The 18,439-nt window shown below is 40.6% G+C and carries 22 protein-coding genes; 1 reads left to right on the top strand and 21 read right to left on the bottom strand.

The annotated features are described in order from the left end of the window. Nucleotides 1-16: 16 nt before the first annotated feature. The 20 genes from NST97_RS16825 to NST97_RS16730 form a co-directional block, all read right to left on the bottom strand. The gene (locus tag NST97_RS16825; RefSeq protein WP_339194370.1) at nt 17-973 is read right to left on the bottom strand and encodes a gluconeogenesis factor YvcK family protein; all 957 of its coding nucleotides are present in this window, start codon (nt 971-973) and stop codon (nt 17-19) included. A 2-nt stretch (nt 974-975) separates the two neighbouring features. Next, nucleotides 976-1,860: an RNase adapter RapZ gene (gene rapZ, locus NST97_RS16820; RefSeq protein ID WP_186439301.1), complete on the bottom strand. Its 885-nt coding sequence runs from the start codon at nt 1,858-1,860 to the stop codon at nt 976-978. Between the two features lie 206 nt (nt 1,861-2,066). Further along, nucleotides 2,067-2,525, bottom strand: a complete 459-nt coding sequence (locus NST97_RS16815; protein WP_063389164.1) for an 8-oxo-dGTP diphosphatase — start codon at nt 2,523-2,525, stop codon at nt 2,067-2,069. Nucleotides 2,526-2,814: 289 nt separating this feature from the next. Then, nucleotides 2,815-3,762 (bottom strand): thioredoxin-disulfide reductase, encoded by a 948-nt coding sequence (trxB, locus tag NST97_RS16810; RefSeq protein ID WP_063389165.1) that lies wholly within the window; start codon nt 3,760-3,762, stop codon nt 2,815-2,817. Nucleotides 3,763-3,861: 99 nt separating this feature from the next. Beyond that, nucleotides 3,862-5,292, bottom strand: a complete 1,431-nt coding sequence (locus NST97_RS16805; protein WP_327873133.1) for a tetratricopeptide repeat protein — start codon at nt 5,290-5,292, stop codon at nt 3,862-3,864. Between the two features lie 81 nt (nt 5,293-5,373). Beyond that, nucleotides 5,374-5,991, bottom strand: coding sequence for a bifunctional phosphoribosyl-AMP cyclohydrolase/phosphoribosyl-ATP diphosphatase HisIE (gene hisIE, locus NST97_RS16800; protein WP_066249071.1), 618 nt, complete (start codon nt 5,989-5,991; stop codon nt 5,374-5,376). Continuing rightward, nucleotides 5,988-6,746, bottom strand: coding sequence for an imidazole glycerol phosphate synthase subunit HisF (gene hisF / locus NST97_RS16795; protein ID WP_063389168.1), 759 nt, complete (start codon nt 6,744-6,746; stop codon nt 5,988-5,990). Before hisF ends, hisIE begins: the two co-directional genes overlap by 4 nt. Beyond that, nucleotides 6,743-7,480, bottom strand: coding sequence for a 1-(5-phosphoribosyl)-5-[(5-phosphoribosylamino)methylideneamino]imidazole-4-carboxamide isomerase (gene hisA, locus NST97_RS16790; protein ID WP_340733010.1), 738 nt, complete (start codon nt 7,478-7,480; stop codon nt 6,743-6,745). Before hisA ends, hisF begins: the two co-directional genes overlap by 4 nt. 4 nt (nt 7,481-7,484) lie before the next feature. Next, nucleotides 7,485-8,096, bottom strand: coding sequence for an imidazole glycerol phosphate synthase subunit HisH (gene hisH, locus NST97_RS16785; RefSeq protein WP_341343498.1), 612 nt, complete (start codon nt 8,094-8,096; stop codon nt 7,485-7,487). A 2-nt stretch (nt 8,097-8,098) separates the two neighbouring features. Next, nucleotides 8,099-8,686, bottom strand: a complete 588-nt coding sequence (hisB, locus tag NST97_RS16780) for an imidazoleglycerol-phosphate dehydratase HisB (RefSeq protein ID WP_063389171.1) — start codon at nt 8,684-8,686, stop codon at nt 8,099-8,101. Continuing rightward, complete coding sequence (gene hisD, locus NST97_RS16775; RefSeq protein WP_341343497.1) at nt 8,679-9,974, bottom strand: histidinol dehydrogenase; 1,296 nt, start codon at nt 9,972-9,974, stop codon at nt 8,679-8,681. The genes hisB and hisD overlap by 8 nt, the downstream gene beginning before the upstream one ends. After that, a complete protein-coding gene (hisG, locus tag NST97_RS16770; RefSeq protein WP_063389289.1) occupies nt 9,971-10,609 on the bottom strand; it encodes an ATP phosphoribosyltransferase in 639 nt (212 codons plus the stop codon). Before hisG ends, hisD begins: the two co-directional genes overlap by 4 nt. 5 nt (nt 10,610-10,614) lie before the next feature. Beyond that, a complete protein-coding gene (locus tag NST97_RS16765) occupies nt 10,615-11,787 on the bottom strand; it encodes an ATP phosphoribosyltransferase regulatory subunit (protein ID WP_340880980.1) in 1,173 nt (390 codons plus the stop codon). Between the two features lie 177 nt (nt 11,788-11,964). After that, nucleotides 11,965-12,471 carry an acyltransferase gene (locus tag NST97_RS16760; protein WP_066249061.1) on the bottom strand — a complete coding sequence of 169 codons (507 nt, stop codon included), beginning with the start codon at nt 12,469-12,471 and terminating at the stop codon, nt 11,965-11,967. A 5-nt stretch (nt 12,472-12,476) separates the two neighbouring features. Beyond that, complete coding sequence (gene ppaX, locus NST97_RS16755; protein WP_063389174.1) at nt 12,477-13,115, bottom strand: pyrophosphatase PpaX; 639 nt, start codon at nt 13,113-13,115, stop codon at nt 12,477-12,479. Then, on the bottom strand, nt 13,105-14,049 hold the full coding sequence (locus NST97_RS16750) for a nucleoside recognition domain-containing protein (protein ID WP_327847913.1): 945 nt from the start codon (nt 14,047-14,049) through the stop codon (nt 13,105-13,107). The genes ppaX and NST97_RS16750 overlap by 11 nt, the downstream gene beginning before the upstream one ends. Before the next feature lie 26 nt (nt 14,050-14,075). Further along, nucleotides 14,076-14,885, bottom strand: a complete 810-nt coding sequence (gene lgt, locus NST97_RS16745) for a prolipoprotein diacylglyceryl transferase (RefSeq protein WP_063389175.1) — start codon at nt 14,883-14,885, stop codon at nt 14,076-14,078. A gap of 25 nt (nt 14,886-14,910) precedes the next feature. After that, the gene (hprK, locus tag NST97_RS16740) at nt 14,911-15,846 is read right to left on the bottom strand and encodes an HPr(Ser) kinase/phosphatase (RefSeq protein ID WP_063389176.1); all 936 of its coding nucleotides are present in this window, start codon (nt 15,844-15,846) and stop codon (nt 14,911-14,913) included. A 127-nt stretch (nt 15,847-15,973) separates the two neighbouring features. Then, entirely contained in the window at nt 15,974-16,891 is a 918-nt protein-coding gene (locus tag NST97_RS16735; RefSeq protein ID WP_341343496.1) for a metallophosphoesterase, read from the bottom strand. A 63-nt stretch (nt 16,892-16,954) separates the two neighbouring features. Next, nucleotides 16,955-17,314 (bottom strand): phage holin family protein, encoded by a 360-nt coding sequence (locus NST97_RS16730; protein ID WP_063389178.1) that lies wholly within the window; start codon nt 17,312-17,314, stop codon nt 16,955-16,957. 237 nt (nt 17,315-17,551) lie between these two features. Here NST97_RS16730 and sda point away from each other — a divergent pair, with 237 nt between their 5' ends. Beyond that, entirely contained in the window at nt 17,552-17,707 is a 156-nt protein-coding gene (gene sda / locus NST97_RS16725) for a sporulation histidine kinase inhibitor Sda (RefSeq protein ID WP_082829496.1), read from the top strand. A 232-nt stretch (nt 17,708-17,939) separates the two neighbouring features. On the opposite strand, the gene NST97_RS16720 is transcribed toward sda, so the two are convergent. Continuing rightward, nucleotides 17,940-18,422 (bottom strand): amino acid ABC transporter permease, encoded by a 483-nt coding sequence (locus NST97_RS16720; protein WP_340732992.1) that lies wholly within the window; start codon nt 18,420-18,422, stop codon nt 17,940-17,942. Nucleotides 18,423-18,439 lie beyond the last annotated feature (17 nt).

The raw sequence follows: 18,439 nt of genomic DNA, 5'->3' as shown, positions 1-18,439 counted from the left end.
TTACCGCCCTTTCCGATTACGTTTCTTCCAGAAGCAAATTTTTTAAGATGTTTGCCACTTTATTCGTATCATGTCGAATAACATGTTGATCGAAGGAGACCATGTTGTCCTGCACTACTCGAAGTCCCATATCTTTTAGCGCCTCTGCATCGACTTGGACAGGAAAAGCTGATTCTTTCGCGTAGCGTTTTTGTATGTATTCGGGAATAGATCCGTTGTTCACGAGGATCACATCAATAAACGGACAGTTTAAATGATCGTAAAGAGCCTTCACATGATCGCTCGCTGTATAGTTTAGCGTCTCCCCTGGCTGAGTCATGACATTGCATATATATATTTTTTTGGCCGAGGACTTGCAAACCTCCTCGCCAATTTTCGGAACGAGCAAATTCGGTAAAATGCTTGTATAAAGACTTCCAGGCCCTAAAATGATCATATGTGCCTGTCTGATGACATCGATCGTTTCTTGAAGAGGTTTTACATTTTTCGGGGTTAAAAACACCTTTTTAATTTTTTTTCCTGAAAAAGGGATTTTCGATTCCCCTTTCACAACAGATCCATCTTCCATCTCCGCATTTAATACAACGCTCTGGTTCGCTGCAGGCAAAACAGTACCGCGAACATTTAATACTTTACTCATTTCCCGAATGGCGTGCATAAAGTCACCGGTGATATTGGTCATCGCTGCAAGTATTAAATTGCCGAGAGAATGGCCAATCAAATCGTTCCCTTTTTTAAAACGATGCTGGAAAAGTTCCTCGATTAGCGGTTCCACATCGGAAAGAGCAGCTAACACGTTGCGAATGTCGCCCGGCGGGGGAATGTTCAGTTCATCACGAAGTCTACCGGAGCTGCCGCCATCATCTGCAACTGTTACAATGGCCGTGATATCAAAAGGGAGCAGCTTTAAGCCTCGAAGCAGAACAGATAATCCGGTTCCTCCTCCAATAATGACGATTTTCTTTTTATCCATAGTTATCGATAGTTTCTCCTTTCAATATCACGATGGGATACATGCACTTTGTAGTTTTTGCGGAAAAAATCCCCTAAATATTCAGCCAGAGTCACCGAGCGATGCTGTCCGCCAGTGCAACCGATTGCAATGACCACTTGACTTTTTCCTTCTCTTTGAAAATGAGGGATCATAAATGAGAGTAAATCTGTCAGCTTCTCTAAAAATTTAGATGTCTCTGTCCATTTTAAAACATATGATGAAACTTCTTCGTCAAGCCCCGTCTTAGGGCGCATATGATCAATATAATACGGGTTGGGCAAAAATCTCACGTCAAACACTAAGTCCGCGTCGATCGGCAAACCATATTTAAATCCAAATGATAAAACGTTCAACGTAAAGGTTTGATCGCCATTTTCTGCGAACTGTTTTAAAATTTTTTCTCTTAATTCTCTTGGCTTTAAGTTGGATGTATCATATACAATTTGCGCACGTCCCTTTAATTCCTCCAGCATTTCCCGTTCAAGGCGGATCCCCTCAAGCGGAAGACCTTTTGGAGCTAATGGATGGGTTCTTCTCGTCTCTTTATACCGGTTAACTAATACTTGATCATGTGCATCAAGAAACAAAATTTGCGGTGCGATCCACGGGATATCATTGATTTCTTCAATTGCCTGATGGAAAGATTCAAAAAATTCCCTTCCCCTCAAATCCATAACTACAGCTACTTTGTTCATTTTCGTTCTCGATTCTTTCATAAGCTCTAAAAACTTGGACAAAAGAGTAGGTGGAAGATTATCGACGCAAAAATATCCAAGATCTTCAAAGCTTTGAATCGCAACCGTCTTACCTGCCCCGGACATCCCCGTAATAATAACCATCTTAATATTTGAAGTTTCACTCATCATTCAAAGCCCCCCGTTTTTTCAAAAGAAAAATATTCAGTAACAGATGTTGAATAGGAAATATCGGGATTTATTTTTTGATCTGATAGCTTTTTGATCAAGGATGAGAAGAGTCAAATCATAAATTTATTTAGCGGAAATTTTGAAACTGGCATGTATATCCTCTTCTCTGAACCTTGGCTTCGATTTTCTTGCAGCTGAAGTTTTCTTTATTGTGGATCGAGCCGATAAGACAAAAGCTCATAATCAGGTGTATAGATGAATGTTCCATACATGATTCCTGACCCTTTAATCATATATTCAATAATGTGGTAGTCGCCCGCAGCCATCGGCAACTGTTTAATTTCATCAATCGAGTGCCATTTCAGCTTTCCTTCCTCAGTTTCCAAAACATTTTCCCCGTTAAATTGTGTTGCGAAAAATGTAAACATCATCCATTCTTGAACAACCTTATCTCCATCTTTGACAATGATCGTGAAAATCCCTTTAATTTTTGGATTTATTAAATAAATTCCAGTTTCTTCTCTAAATTCTCTTACAACAGATTCTTTTATCGATTCCCCTTGCTCCATTTTCCCTCCAGGGGCTACCCACCAATTCCGGCGCGGTTTTTGAAGCAAGAGCAGCTGACCTTCATGAACAAGAACACAATTTGTAACCCTTTGCAAAGCAAGTTCACCCCTAGGTTGCGGTACATAAAAAATATTTATTCCTTTTATTATACAATTAAATGCTATAGTGTCTCAATGCGCATGCTTTCCTACTTTATCATACGTTTTTTCTCTTTTAAAGGTTTCAAAAGAAAAGGTGCAACAAAAAAAGGAGCATGGGAAGGGTTGCCCATGCTCAAAAGTATATATTATAAAAGGGGGTCAATTACTACTTTTATAGTAACTGAATTTTATTTCATTGATGTTACAGCACAATTAAATCATAGTTACGATTTTGTTAACAATTTTAGGCATTTTTTAATTTCTCTTTTAATTCTTCAATATAATGTTGAGCACTTTGGGCAGCAATGCTTCCGTCACCAGTTGCAGTTACAATTTGCCGCAAAGATTTTTCCCGAATATCTCCTGCCGCAAAGATGCCGGGAATTTTCGTTTCCATGTTTTCATTTGTTTCAATATATCCTGCTTCATTCGTAATTCCGAGATTTTCAAAAGGTTTGGACAGCGGCACCATGCCAATGTATACAAATACACCGTCTATCTCTTTTTCTGTTTCTTCATTTGTTATCGTATTTACGAGCGTGACTTTGCCAACCTTCCCGTCGACTTCATGAATTTCTTTTACTGTATGATTCCAAATAAAATCAATCTTTTCATTATCAAAGGCGCGCTGCTGCAATATTTTTTGGGCGCGCAATTGGTCGCGGCGATGAACGATTGTCACACTGTTCGCAAAGCGGGTTAAATAAACTCCTTCCTCGACAGCAGAGTCTCCGCCGCCGACAACAATCAAATCTTTTCCTTTAAAGAATGCTCCGTCGCATACAGCACAATAAGAGACGCCTCGTCCGCCCAGTTCTTTCTCTCCAGGCACGCCGAGCTTTTTATATTCGGCCCCTGTAGCGATAATCACTGCTCTTGCTTTATATTCTTTGTTGCCTGTTTTGACGATTTTATATTCGCCTTCATCGACAATTTCCTTCACATCTCCATATTCGTATTCAGCACCAAATTTTTTAGCATGTTCAAACATTTTATTTGATAGCTCTGGACCTAAAATATGATCAAATCCAGGATAGTTTTCAACATCTTCCGTATTGGCCATTTGTCCTCCAGGCACGCCTCTTTCTATCATTAAAGTAGAAAGGTTGGCGCGGGATGTGTAAACAGCAGCTGTCAATCCTGCAGGTCCTGCTCCGGCAATGATACAATCATAAATTTTTTCTTCAGACACGAGACTCACTCCTCATCATATGATCCAATAAATAATACAAAATTATTATTCCCTACAACATATCCTATATAAAATAAATGTCTCGTGCTATTTATTTGCTCACATTTTCAATTTTTTTGCGATGCGCACGTATTTAGACAGCGTAGCTTTGCTGATGTTAAAATGATTTGCCGCACCATCTTGTGTGATGTTTTTTCCTATCTGTTTCATCCATAAATAATAGACAGCTGCTGACCATGCGTTGACATTGCGAAATTTTATGTCGAACTTAAAGGCATTTTTGAAAAGCCGAAACCAAAATAAAACCAATTCTTTTCCTTCTAACGTTTTGTCCATTAAACTATCGGCCACATGGAAAGCGAAATGAACAGCATGAAAACCTGTCGGCCTTTTGCCATTTAAAACGCTTAAAGCATATTGAACAGCTTCTCTTTCAAGACGAGTTTCAAACTCCTGTTCATTTACTAAATATGCTCGTTCATCCATTTTCATTGCGAAATAGATAGAGAGCAGCCGCTCCGGGACTTGATTTTCCATTTCGTTTAGCCCTTTCATATTCCACGGTTCAGAGCCTTCCTTCCGCGGATTTAAATACAGAACCTTCTTCCATATTTTTTTAGCAAAGTCATAGTGTCCTATAAAATAAGAAGAGTATGCGAGCCAATAATAAAACGTGTCATCCCCCTCAAATCCTTTTCGATACAAGGCATGGAGCCTCTTGAATGCATGAGGATAAAAGCCGATGAGTGCAAACGTCGCCCCCAGTTTATATTGGTGCTCTGAAACAAGCGGATAAACTCTTTTTAGTTTTTCAACTAGCATGCTTATGCTCGCTTCATCACCTTCATAATAAAAAAATACAAGCAAATTGCATAAAGCATGCAAATTCCCTGGATTTTTCCGGAGCACGAGGGAAATCATGTCCTTCGCTTTTTCCACTTCCCCAAGGTAAAAATAGGCAAGCGCCAAATTATTATAAGCGGACCAAAACTCTGGGTAATCAGCTATAATCTCTTTTAAAATGGAAATAGATTCTTGAAACTGTCCATTCTCAAGCAAAGAGCGCGCTTTTTCTTGCTTCACGATTAGATCATCCGAATGCTCAGCCTCTTCTTCCATTTCGATCATTTCAAGAAGATCGCTGTTTTCTACGGAAAATATGCCTTGCGGCGCCTTTTCCTTATATATCATTGCATGTTTATAAGCTTCGTGAAACAAGCCGAGATGAGCATAATTATTTGCAAGAAAATAATAGCATTCTACCGAATGAGGGTGAATATGTTCAATAATATATGTTAATAGTTCGTTTGATTTTTGAAACTTTCCTAATTCGGTATAAATGCTGGCCAGCCTGCAAATCATTTCTTCGTTATACGGATCCAGATCTACTGCCCGCTTGACGAATTTTGAAGCCGACTGCAAATCGCCTTTTTGATAAGCCTTTAATCCCCAGCGATAAAACGTTGCACTGTCTTGGAAAAACGAAACAATTTTTGAATCTTCGTCTTTTTTTACTTTACGGTTTCCCACTCAAACCCTCCATTTCACTTTATTTGCCGAGGGATAGTATACCATATCTTATAAATAGGAAAAACCTATTTTTACTCGCGATTATTTTTCATGTCTTTCTTTTAAAACTTTCAATACTTCATCGAGCGGAAGCTTTTGCTCGCGCAGCAGAACAAGCAAATGAAATAATAAATCCGCGGCTTCCCATTTCAGCTCATCATGGCTGCGGTTTTTTGCTGCAATAATGACCTCTGAAGCTTCTTCTCCAACCTTTTTTAAAATTTTGTCCAAGCCTTTTTCAAACAAATAGGTAGTATAAGAGCCTTCCGGACGCTCAGCTTCACGCTCAGCAATGACGGCCTCCAGCTTGTTAATAATATCAAAACGGCTACCGTCCACCTGGCCGCCATTTTCTTTTGAAAAACAGCTGTATTGTCCTGTATGGCAGGCCGGACCATTCGGGTTTACCAGCACGACAAGCGCGTCCTTGTCACAGTCATAGCGTATCTCTTGAACAGTTTGTGTATTGCCGGACGTTTCTCCTTTATGCCAAAGTTTTTGGCGCGAACGGCTGTAAAACCATGTTTCCTTCGTTTCCAGAGTTTTTTTTAGCGACTCTTCGTTCATATAAGCTACTGTTAACACTTCTTTGCTAACAGCATCTTGAACAACCGCAGGAATAAGTCCATTTTCATCGAATTTGAGTTCTGCTATGTTCACCGTATATTCACCCCTTCTTTTTGCAAAAATCTTTTTACTTCTTTGACTGATGTTTCTTTGTAATGGAAAATGGAAGCTGCCAGCGCTGCATCCGCTCGGGCATCGCGAAAAACTTCAAGAAAATGCTCAGCATTACCGGCGCCGCCGGATGCAATGACTGGGACGGGAACTGCCTCGCTTACTTTTTTGGTTAAGTCAATGTCAAAGCCGGATTTTTCTCCGTCCTGATCCATGCTAGTCAGCAAAATCTCGCCAGCACCTCTTTTTACCGCTTCCTTTGCCCATGCCACGACTTCCCATTCGGTCGCTTTTCGTCCCCCGTGCGTATAGACGCGGTGGCTTCCGAGCTGCGGATCGTATTTTGCGTCAATCGCTACCACAATGCACTGGCTGCCAAAGTAATCAGCTCCCTCCATAATCAGCGAAGGGTTTAATACAGCAGAAGTGTTAATGGAAACTTTATCCGCACCAGCACGCAAAATTTTTTTCATATCTTCCAAAGAGTTGATTCCGCCTCCGACCGTAAAGGGAATGGCTAACGTTGCTGCTACTCGTTCGACAACATCAATCATCGTTTTTCTGCCTTCATGAGATGCGGAAATATCTAAGAAGACAAGCTCATCTGCTCCTTCTTCATCATAAAATTTCGCTAGCTCCACTGGATCGCCCGCATCTTTCAACTGGACAAATTGCACGCCTTTGACGACACGTCCGTCCTTAACATCTAGACAAGGAATGATGCGTTTCGTAATCATAGCCCATTCACCTCATGGATAGCATCGCGGAGGCTGAACTTTTTCGTATAAAGCGCTTTTCCGACAATAGCGCCTTTCACTCCATCCTGTTCATATTGCTTTAACTTTTTCAAATCATCAATGGAGCTTACCCCTCCGGAAGCGATGACTGTTTTTCCAGTTGCTTTTGCCATTTTCACAATCGCCTTGACATTTGGTCCCGAGAGCATTCCATCTGTCGCAATATCAGTAAAAATAAATGTTTCTGCACCGCTTTTCGCCAGTTCTTTTCCAAGATCAACCGCTTTAACTTCGGACGTATTCAGCCAGCCTTCTGTTGATACATAGCCATTTTTCGCATCGATACCGATTGCGATTCGGCCGCCGTATTCAGCCAGCATTTTTTCAACAAATGACCTGTTTGAAACGGCAGAACTGCCTAAAATAACCCTGGAAATACCGTTTTCCAAATATTCGTATACATCTTTTTCTGTGCGAATGCCGCCGCCAACTTGTACCTTTACTTTTAGCTCTTTTGCCACTTTCAAAACATGTTGATGGTTCACGCGGACTCCTTCTTTTGCCCCATCCAAATCTACCATATGAATCCAGTCAGCACCTTCCTTTACAAACGACTCGGCGACAGCAAACGGTGAATCTCCGTAAACCGTTTCTTTATTGTAATCGCCTTGAAGCAGCCGGACACATTTCCCTCCGCGCAAATCAATGGCGGGAAAAATAGTAAAACTCATCATTAGCTCACATCCTTGATACAAAAGTTAAATAGTTTTTCAAGATGGCTAGTCCCAGCTTGCCGCTTTTTTCCGGATGAAACTGGCAGCCAAATACATTTCCACTTCCTACAATAGCCGGAACCGTCACACCGTATGAAGCGCTGGCGACCACAACGTCCGGACCGTTTACGACCGCATAATAAGAATGGACAAAGTATACGTAATCTTCTTGAAGACCAGCTATGAGAGGATGATCTCGTTGAAAAGCCAGCTTATTCCATCCCATATGCGGGACTTTTACATTTTCTCCTGGAATTCTTTTTACTTGGCCGTTTAAAAAGCCGAGTCCTTCAGTCCAGCCATGTTCTTCGCTTTCGTTGAACAAAAGCTGCATGCCAAGACAAATACCTAATAAAGCCTTTCCCTTTTGCACTTCGTCCTTCAAAAATTTATCTGTTTTTGTTTCCGTTAAAATAGCCATCGCGTCTTTGAATGCGCCTACTCCTGGCAATATATAAGCTGTTGCCTTTTCAAGCTCGTTTAAATCACTTGATACAAAATATTCCGCATTCATGCGTTCCAAGGCTTTCGAGACGCTGTATAAATTCCCCATGCCATAGTCGATCACGCCAATCATTTTTACAACATCCCCTTCGTTGATGGGACCCCTTTGACTCTGGGGTCGATCATAGTCGCTTCATCAAGAGCTCTCCCCAACGCTTTAAATACAGCTTCAATCATATGATGGGTATTCATTCCATAGTGAATGATTACATGCAGGTTCATCCGGGCTTCAAGCGCCAGCTTCCATAAAAATTCATGAACAAGCTCCGTATCAAATGTTCCTACTTTCCCCTTCGGCAATTCTCCACGCATTTCAAAATGCGGTCGGTTGCTTAAATCAATAACAACCTGCGCTAAAGAGTCATCCATTGGGACAAAGGCATGACCGTACCGTTTAATTCCTTTTTTATCGCCTAGAGCTTGTTGAATCGCCTGTCCCAAACAAATGCCAATATCCTCTGTCGTATGGTGATCATCAATATCAATGTCGCCTTCTGCCTCAATCTTTAAATCAAAATGGCCATGCCTTGTGAACAGATCAAGCATATGAGTTAAAAAAGGAACTCCAGTTTTTAGATCTGCACGGCCTTCACCATCTATTGAAAATGACAGCTGAATATTCGTTTCGTTCGTTTTTCGAGATATTGTGGCGGTTCTATTCATTTCGATCACTTCCTCTTTTTTCTAGTCGAGCTTCAATTGCTCTTGCATGCGCCTCTAATCCTTCATATCTTGCAAACTTTGCAATTTTTGAAGCATGTGCACGGAATGCTTCTTCACTGTATGAAATGATGCTTGACTTTTTCATAAAGTCATCCACGTTAAGCGGGCTGGAAAAACGCGCTGTTCCGTTTGTCGGCAAAACGTGATTGGGACCTGCGAAATAATCGCCTACAGGTTCACTGCTATATCTCCCTAAAAAGATGGCTCCTGCATGTTTAATTTTTGGCAGAACACCCGTCGGGTTTTCCGTTAATACCTCCAAATGCTCAGGTGCCAATTGGTTGACTATCCCAACCGCTTCCTCGATTGAATCCGTTACATAAATAGCACCGAACTGTTCGATCGAAGCAGCGGCGATATCTTTTCGCGGCAAATCGGCCAATTGTGCCGCAACTTCCTTTTGAACTTCCTTTGCTAATTTTATAGAAGGTGTAACAAGAATGCTGGTTGCCAGCCTGTCATGCTCTGCTTGCGACAATAAATCGGCCGCAACTTCATGCGGAACAGCCGTATCATCAGCTAAGACGACAATTTCACTTGGCCCGGCGATCATATCGATATCAACTGTTCCAAACACCTCCCGCTTTGCAAGAGCGACGAATATATTGCCAGGACCGACAATTTTGTCGACCGGTTCGATTGTTTCTGTACCGTAAGCTAGCGCGGCTATTGCTTGGGCGCCGCCAGCTTTATATATTTCCGATACCCCAGCTTCATTGGCTGCCACCAGCACTTCCGCCGGCAGGCTCCCATTTTGATCTGGAGGAGAAACGAGCACGATTCTGCCTACACCAGCCACTTTAGCCGGCATGATATTCATTAAAACAGAAGAAGGATAGGCAGCTGTGCCCCCGGGAACATAAACGCCGACAGCATCTAGCGGCGTTAATTTCTGACCGAGCATTGTTCCTTTTTCATCGAAATAAAACCATGATTCTTTCTTTTGTTTTTCATGAAAATGAAAGATATTTTCTGCTGCTTCTTGAACAATGTCAATGAATTCTTTATCTACCGCTTCGTACGCTCGACTAATTTCTTCTTTTGATACGCGCAAAGATTGAAGATCTACCCCATCAAAACGTTTCGTATATTCGTATAGCGCCTGATCGCCTTCCTTTTTGACTCGTTCAATAATTTCCTTCACAATTTTACGCTGCTCCTCTGTTCCAGCGTCAATCGATCTTTTCAAGGAAAGCTTTTGATCCTTAGTGATGTGAATAATTTTCAATCCGAATCCTCCTTTCCTTCTTCCACTGTTTTGGCAAGCCGCTCCACAAGCATGTCGATCGGCTTGTCCTTCATCCGATAGCTGACGGGATTGACAATGAGTCTTGAAGTGATATCAGCAATATGTTCAAATTCTACTAATCCGTTTTCTTTTAACGTTCTTCCCGTCGAAACAATATCGACAATTCTGTCAGCCAGTCCAATCAATGGCGCCAGCTCGATCGATCCATTCAAATGAATGATTTCGACCTGCTCCCCTTGCTCTCGAAAATATTTAGAAGCCACATTTGGATATTTTGTCGCCACCTTTGGAGCGATGTCATTCATTTTCGTATCAGGCAGTCCGGCGACAGCCAGATGACATTTGCTAATTTTCAAATCAAGCACTTCAAAAACATCCCGCTCTTCTTCCATCATGACATCCTTTCCGGCGATCCCAACATCTGCAACACCATGCTCTACATATGTTCCGACATCCATCGGCTTCGCTAAAATAAAGCGAATATTTTCTTCCGGCACGGTCAAAATTAGTTTTCTTGATTCATCAAATTCGTCTGGAAGCTTGTAGCCTGATTTTCTTAATAGTTCGACAGCTTCTGAAAAAATTCGCCCTTTCGGCATCGCAATCGTTAACATGCTCATCACTCTCTCACCTTTCCTGATTTTCCGAGGAAATAATAAATATCTGTAAATTGACCTGTAAACCTGTCGATTTGATCGATACCGGAAATATCTTGCATGACAACCTGTTTTCCTTCTTTTCGTAGCTTATTGGCATATCGAAAAGCTTCTTGCCGATTCTCTCTGCTGAATATGATGCAATAGCGATCTTTGTTCAAATTTAAATTCCCCAGAGCTTCCAGCAAATTATCTAACCGTATGCCAAAGCCTGTCGCCGGGGCAGGACGTTCAAATTTTTCTAAAAGATGGTCATAGCGCCCGCCGTTTCCGATCGGAAGTCCAACACCGTTCGCATATAATTCAAAAATCACGCTTGTGTAATAACTCATGTGGCTGACGATATTCAGTTCCAATTTGATATATTGATCCACTTCATAAGCTCTTAATTGGATAAGGAGCTGTTTTAAATCTTCCAGCGCTTTCTTCCCGCTGTCACAAGCAACAAGGCTTGAAGCTTCATCAGCCTTCTCAATTCCTCCTTTTAAATCAATGACTCTTAAAAGGCGTTCTTTGTCAATGGTAGAGAGAGATAATCTTTTCACATGCTCGCGGTATCCGACAAAGTTCTTTTCATATAAATAGCGGCGCAGCTTCTCCGCCCGTTCTTCCTTCCCTAAAATTTCTCCGAACAAAGCATTGATAAATCCGATATGCCCAATGGAAATTTTAAAATCTTTAAGGCCAGTATTTTTTAAGGCATATATCATTAGAGCGATCGCTTCCGCATCAGCGCTAATCGTTCCATCGCCAATCAGCTCAATGCCAATTTGTTCAAATTCTGCCGGTCTGCCGCCTTCATGCTGCTGTGCACGAAACACATTTGCAGAATAAGCGAGCCTTAACGGCAAGCTTTCTTTCATCAGCTTGGAAGCCGCAATTCGTGCAATGGGAGCTGTCATATCTGGTCTTAAAACGAGCGTATGCCCCTGCCTGTCAAGAAGTTTAAATAATTGCTGCTCTTGTATCGCCGACTGAACTCCTACTGTTTCATAAAATTCCAACGTTGGAGTCTCCAAAAATTGATAACCCCAGCTTTCAATCACATTCATCAATTTTTTACGAACGCTTTCTTTTATGACATATAAGCCCGGCAATGTATCCCGCATTCCCAAGGGCTTTTCAAACATAAACACTCATTGACACCTCCATGGCGCATTCACTTTAATTCGCTAATATGTTACCATACTACCAAAATAAAGATTTATAATCAATAAGTTTTTGATGTAAACTTCTTTCACAAAGCGCCTTTATTTCACTTTCGCTCTATCCTGCTTAATCAAAAAGCGGTAAGCGACAAAAATTGATGACGCTTACCGCTTTCTTTTTTCCATTTCTTCTTTTGTGTAGATGATTTGCATTGGATTTCCTCCTGCAAAAGAGCCTTCCGGAACATCTTTATGAACTACAGTGCCGGCAGAAACGATAGCTCGATTTCCAATTTTCACACCAGGCAAAATAGTCGTGTTTGCTCCGATCATGACTTCATCTCCAATTTCCACTTCGCCGATGCGATATTCATCGATTAAATATTCATGTGCTAAAATCGTCGTGTTGTATCCGATAATAGAATTGCGCCCAACTTTAATTTTTTCCGGGAACAAAATATCTACCATAACCATAAATGCAAACGATGTTTGCTGTCCGATTTTCATGCCAAGAAATGTGCGGTAAAGCCAGTTTTTGATAGACATAAATGGAGTGTAGCGCGCGATCAGAATCACGATGACATTTTTGACAACTTTCCAAAAAGAAACCGTCTTGTACACCTGCCAAAGGGAGTTTGCGCCTTCAACAGGAAATTTATCCGTTCTTCTCACAATCTTCACTCCATCACAATGTTCAATAAATCACTCATTTTGTCCAGCACAAAATCTGGCTTTAACGATTCTATATACTCTCTCCCTTTTATGCTCCAAGCAACTCCTGCCGTTAATGTTCCTGCATTTTTTCCCGCCTCTATATCATGAAGGTTATCTCCCACCATTAATGCATTAGACGGCTCGGAACCGAGCAATTTAAGAGCGGACAAAACAGGCTCAGGATGAGGCTTCGCATGCTGTACATCATCCAGTGTGATAATTGCGTCAAAAAATGAATCCATTTCCGTTAATTTCAGCCCCATCATAACAGTGTCGCGAATTTTCGTTGTCACAATGCCCAGTTTCAATCCCTTTTCTTTTAAAGCTCGAACCGTTTCGTGCACATGATCATATTCCTTCACAAGCAGATCATGCTGGGCATGATTAAACTCCCGATATCTTCGGACCATTTCCTCCGCTTTTTCAGGGTTAATACGTTGAAATGTGTCAATAAGCGGAGGCCCGATGAAAGGAAGTATATCTTCCCGTTGATATTTGCCCGGATAATAATAGTTTAGCGTATGTAAAAACGATTCAATAATTAATTCATTTGTGTTTATTAACGTGCCGTCCAAGTCAAACAATACGGTGTCAATGTTCATAAACCGTTCCCCTTTTCCCGATATGTGCTTGTTTTTTCCAGACAAAACCGATAATCATCGTTAAAAGAATGGCTGCGAACAGCCGGATGAGTAAAAGCGGCCAAACTGAACCGACGATCGGAACAAAAATCAATGTGTCTTCTATCACAGCATGGCAGGCAACGAGGAATATAAACGCCAACGTTAAATCGCGATGCTCCACTCCATCTTCTTTTACTGCTTGCAGCATCACGCCAGCCCCGTAGGCAAGCCCGAAAATTAATCCTGCCGCAAGCGTTGTTGAAGTGTTCCTCTTCATTCCCAGCATTTCGGTTACCGGCTCCATCTTTTTTGAGAAAGCGTCGACCCAGCCTAAATCTTTCATAAATTGAATGGCAATCATTAGCGGGATGACGATGGTCGCAAGCTGAATGACTCCCATTGCCGCTTTTTCAAGCCCTTCAAGTAAGATCATTCCCCAGTCTGAAGGCACGGCATCTTGTTGAGATATAAATCCGTATTGAGCTTTTTCTCCACCGCCGTCCCAAAAAAGATTGATGATAAAAGCCGAAAAAAATGCCAGTCCGAGCCGGACGGACAAGATGATCCACAGTTTCACACCGACTTTGCTTGCTACAGTCGTTTCGATTAATAAGTTGTGGGAAAATGACAGCATGACTGCCAAAATAAAGACTTCTTTTACCGTAAAATCAATGGACAAAATGGCTCCAATCGCCGCATACAAGTTAAGAAAATTCCCAATCACAAGGGGGATTGCAGCATCTCCATTTAACCCGATTACCTTCATGACCGGCGTTATAAAATGAACCATCCAATCAATCAAAGGAGTATGTTGTAAAAATGAAACAATCAACGTTACAGGGAAAATGACTTTACCGAGAGTCCACGTTGTTTCCAATCCTGTTTGTAATCCTTTTTTCAATGTTTGTTTCAAAGTTTCACCTTCATTCCAGCAATTTATCAATATTCATCTAAATATCTTTCTACTTTTTTTAGTCTCCGGTAAATTATAAGAGCAATTGCACTAAGAATAAGTAAAATCGAAATGACCTGTGCCATTTTTACCGTTTCCGTCAGCATCAAACTATCAGTTCTCATGCCCTCGATAAAAAATCGCCCGATCGAATACCAAATAACATATGATAAAAACAGCTCTCCACGCCGCAAATTAAACCTTCTTAGCAAAATTAAGATGACGAACCCAGCGAGATTCCAAATGGATTCATATAAAAAAGTCGGGTGATAATATTGTCCATTTATATACATTTGATTAATGATAAATTCAGGCAAGTGGAGATTTTCCAAAAATTCTCTTGAAACAGGTCCTCCATGAGCTTCCTGGTTAATAAAATTCCCCCATCTGCCGATCGCCTGCCCTAAAATAATACTCGGCGCAGCTATATCAGCCAGTTGCCAGAAAGATAGTTTTTTTACTTTTGCATACACAATCCCGGTTGCCACAGCACCGATTAACCCGCCGTGAATGGCAAGGCCACCATGCCAAATTTTAGGGATTTCCGAAAGATTTTCAGAATAATATTCCCATTGAAAGATGACATAATAAGTTCTGGCACATATAATCGCAATAGGAATAGCAAACAATGCAAGATCGATAAATATATCTTTATGAAGACCTCTTCTCTCCCCTTCACGCATCGCCAAATATAGGCCGAGCAATGCGCCGATTCCTATAATGATCCCGTACCAATGAACTTGTAATGGTCCTAGCTGAAATGCGATTGGATCAATGGGCTGAATTGCCTCTTTCATTCTCTCATCTCTCCTATTTCATCAATTAAAAATCTTCGTGATCTCCATCTTCGATAACATCCGCCAATTTATTTGTAAATTGTTCCGCCGCATTGAATCCCATTCTTTTTAACCGGAAATTCATTGCCGCAACTTCAATAATGACAGCCAAGTTTCTTCCAGGACGTACAGGAATTGTTAATTTTGTCAGTTCTGCATCCAAAATTTTCATTTTCTCTTCATCGAGTCCTAAACGGTCGTATTGTTTGTTCGGATCCCATAATTCCAAATCGATGACAAGGGAAATTCGCTTATGACTGCGGACGGCTCCTGCACCAAACAATGTCATCACATCAATGATTCCAAGACCGCGGATCTCTAAAAGATGGCGGATCAATTCCGGCGCACTGCCGACTAATGTATCCCGATCCTCCTGACGAATTTCAACACAGTCATCTGCAATCAAGCGATGCCCTCTTTTCACCAGTTCAAGAGCAGTTTCACTTTTGCCGACCCCGCTTTTTCCTGTAATTAAAACACCCACCCCGTAAATATCAACAAGCACTCCATGTACAGCTGTCGTTGGAGCAAGCTTGCTTTCCAAAAAATTGGTTAAGCGGCTTGACAAGCGGGTCGTTTTTAATGGTGAGCGCAGCACTGGAACATTTGATTTTTCAGATGCCTCAATTAATTCCGGCGGAGCCTCCATCTCTCTTGACACAATGATTGCCGGTGTTACATCCGTACATAGCTGTTCCATCCGGCTTTTCTTTTCTTCAGGCGTCAATTTTGCAAAGAACGTAAGCTCCGTTCTTCCCAGCAGCTGTATACGCTCTTTTGGATAATATGTAAAATAACCAGCCATTTCAAGACCAGGTCTGGAAAGATCACTTGTAATAATGGGCCGGCTGATTCCCTCTTCTCCGCTGATCAATTCAAGTTGGAATTTTTCGATAATATCTTTTGTACGTACTTTCGACACGAAGTCTTTCCTCCTTAGACTTAAAAAACTTTTTTCATCTTTTTATTGTAGCACTTTTCTTTTTGGCAACAAACATCTTTCATCAAAGACATAGCAGAGACAAGGGCATCGGAGCGAAAGATAAAGGCTATTCAATCCAAAACTCTTCTTTTTTAGGAGAGAAAAAAAAATGCTTGTTGGAATAAGGTGAATATGCACGGACATAAAATTTGGAGCGACTCGGAAAATAATGGAGCAAGCGTAAAAAGCCTTCTCCTCCTTCAGGAGCCCCCTGATAGTCCGCCAATAATTCATAAACAATCCGATCAGGAGTCCCATCATGATCATCATCAATTTTTGTTTTTAATAACTCACTGTCATCATAATGGCCGCTCAAAACGATTTTTACATTTGGATTCTTTTTGACGATATTGCGAAATATACGATTTCCAACCAGCGTTCGTTTTCCATTTTTATGCAAATATTTATGGACAGCTATGATTGCTGTTCGGTCTGAATGACGTTTTAAGACTTCGTTCATCCAGCTGATGCTGTCTTTGTCAACATGCCAGCCGATATACAAAAAAAGAAAATGTTGATGTCCGAGCGTAATTAAATCGTAATGCCCTCGATTATTCCGATATCCCCCACCATAATAAGGCTTCGTGAAAAATCGATCTTTTCCAAAATATTGATGAAACATTTTATATGATTTTCCTTTTACTAAATCGTGATTGCCCGCAAGCACTCCATAAGGAATAGACACCTGTTCCAGTTTTCGGAACATGCGGTCTGCTTGAACCCACTGCTGTTTCTTTTCCGCACGGTTGACAATATCACCGGTATGAACAACATATTTTATATTCCAATTATCGCGATTTTGCACAATCCAGTCCATTTGATTACGAAAAATATGAGGGTATTTTTCCGAATAGTATTGAGTGTCTGAAAGCCATACGATCGTGTAGACGTTTGAATCATTTGGTGAAGCTGCAAGCTCAAAGCTAGGAAATGCGGGAGATAAAATCATGAAAACAAAAATAATAAGAGGAAAGATTTTTTTCATTTATATCACCTATTCGTATCATTCCCGAAACGATAGGAGATATGAATGAAAAAATCTTTTTCATTAGTCTTTAAAACGGTTCATAAACACCAATTGAATGAGCAGATTCAAAAATGAAATGAAGATGGAGGCAAGGAGGGCAGTTCCAAAGCCATCAATATTAAAGGCATCTCCCATTATTGCCTGGGCAATCATCAACGTAACTGCATTGATAACAAATAAAAATGTTCCGAGAGTAAAAACCGTAATCGGCAATGTCAATAATATGAGAAACGGCTTCACAAAAACATTTAACACTGACAAAATCATACTGGCTACAATAGCCGCTCCAACTCCGCTTAAATAAAACGAATCAAAGAACCCAGCTACAACTATCAAAATCAGTGCATTTAATAAAATGCTTGTCAACCATCTAATAAACATCGAATTTCGTCCTTTTCACTTTCTATTTACAAATTATTATAACACTTTCTATGTGAAAGTATGAAACAGATTGACATTTTTTCACTATTTTGGTAACATTCTTTACACAAATGGGAAAGGAGTTGATAGGCTTTATATTTTCTGAATTTTCATATTTTGCTCGCCCTAGACGACTCGTCTTTCTGTCCTGACGTAAACGTTTGTTTATTTTAACAGAAAGGAGGGGCAGCAGTTCAAATGAACTCATTGTATCTTTTATCTGATTACCTGTTAATGAAAGCCTATTATGAAGCCATTCAAATTGAGGCTAGTGAAGAGTTTATCGTTTTATTAGAAGAAGAAATTGTTAGAAGAGGAATTGTCCTTTCCTCTCCTAACGTAAATGTACAATAAAATTAAACTCACGGAGAAAATTATACCATTTTTTCGTTATTTTGTAAAACGATTTTTTCTTGAATTGGAATGGATGTTTCATGATCGTTTATATAATTTTTTCTGAAAGGGGTTGTTACATAAGCAGAAAACTGACTTATGGACAGCCCTACTTACGCGATTACAAAAAAAAAGGTTTCGCCCTTTCTTGAACGATGCCGGGGCGTTTTCTAAACTAAATACACATAATTTTTTATGCTGTTGTTTTAAGGTCCATTCGTTTTTCATAACGACTCATTTTCTTTTCGAGTTTTGCAAATATGACTTCACACACCCAACAAATAATCCAGTAAATGATCGATGCGGCTAAATACATTTCTAAAAATTTATATCCATTATTTGCTATAATTCTTGTAATGGCTAAAATTTCTACTACTTTTACAGCAAAAGCTAAAGATGTTCCCTTGATCAATCCAATAAACGTATTGCCTAAATTCGGAAAAGCACCAACAAATGCTTGAGGCAGGACGATTCGATATAATCCTTGTGCAGTTGTCATGCCGACTGAGTACGCAGCTTCCATTTGTCCAGCGTTTACTGCATTGATCGATGCGCGGAATATTTCAGCCTCATAAGCAGCTGTATTGATTGTATAAGCAATTAATGCATAAATCAGTGTCGGAACGTTATCCGCATTTAAATTCCATCCGAAATGATGATTAAGAAAATCAAACAATACTGGGGCACCGTAGA

The sequence above is a fragment of the Aeribacillus sp. FSL K6-1305 genome, assembly GCF_038050115.1.
Lineage (GTDB): Bacteria > Bacillota > Bacilli > Bacillales > Aeribacillaceae > Aeribacillus > Aeribacillus composti.
The sequence above is the reverse complement of the archived record's forward strand: the minus strand, read 5'-3'. Positions and strand labels throughout refer to the sequence as shown.

Excerpts from the sequence above, each read along its gene's own strand:
- NST97_RS16825 (WP_339194370.1), bottom strand. The coding sequence starts at position 973 with ATGGATAAAAAGAAAATCGTCATTATTGGAGGAGGAACCGGATTATCT.
- ppaX (WP_063389174.1), bottom strand. The coding sequence starts at position 13,115 with ATGAACATTGACACCGTATTGTTTGACTTGGACGGCACGTTAATAAAC.
- hisB (WP_063389171.1), bottom strand. The coding sequence starts at position 8,686 with ATGAATAGAACCGCCACAATATCTCGAAAAACGAACGAAACGAATATT.
- rapZ (WP_186439301.1), bottom strand. The coding sequence starts at position 1,860 with ATGATGAGTGAAACTTCAAATATTAAGATGGTTATTATTACGGGGATG.
- hisH (WP_341343498.1), bottom strand. The coding sequence starts at position 8,096 with ATGATTGGCGTGATCGACTATGGCATGGGGAATTTATACAGCGTCTCG.
- lgt (WP_063389175.1), bottom strand. The coding sequence starts at position 14,885 with ATGAAAGAGGCAATTCAGCCCATTGATCCAATCGCATTTCAGCTAGGA.
- NST97_RS16735 (WP_341343496.1), bottom strand. The coding sequence starts at position 16,891 with ATGAAAAAAATCTTTCCTCTTATTATTTTTGTTTTCATGATTTTATCT.
- NST97_RS16730 (WP_063389178.1), bottom strand. The coding sequence starts at position 17,314 with ATGTTTATTAGATGGTTGACAAGCATTTTATTAAATGCACTGATTTTG.
- hisF (WP_063389168.1), bottom strand. The coding sequence starts at position 6,746 with ATGATTACGAAACGCATCATTCCTTGTCTAGATGTTAAGGACGGACGT.
- hisA (WP_340733010.1), bottom strand. The coding sequence starts at position 7,480 with ATGATGAGTTTTACTATTTTTCCCGCCATTGATTTGCGCGGAGGGAAA.
- sda (WP_082829496.1), top strand. The coding sequence starts at position 17,552 with ATGAACTCATTGTATCTTTTATCTGATTACCTGTTAATGAAAGCCTAT.
- hisG (WP_063389289.1), bottom strand. The coding sequence starts at position 10,609 with ATGTTAACGATTGCGATGCCGAAAGGGCGAATTTTTTCAGAAGCTGTC.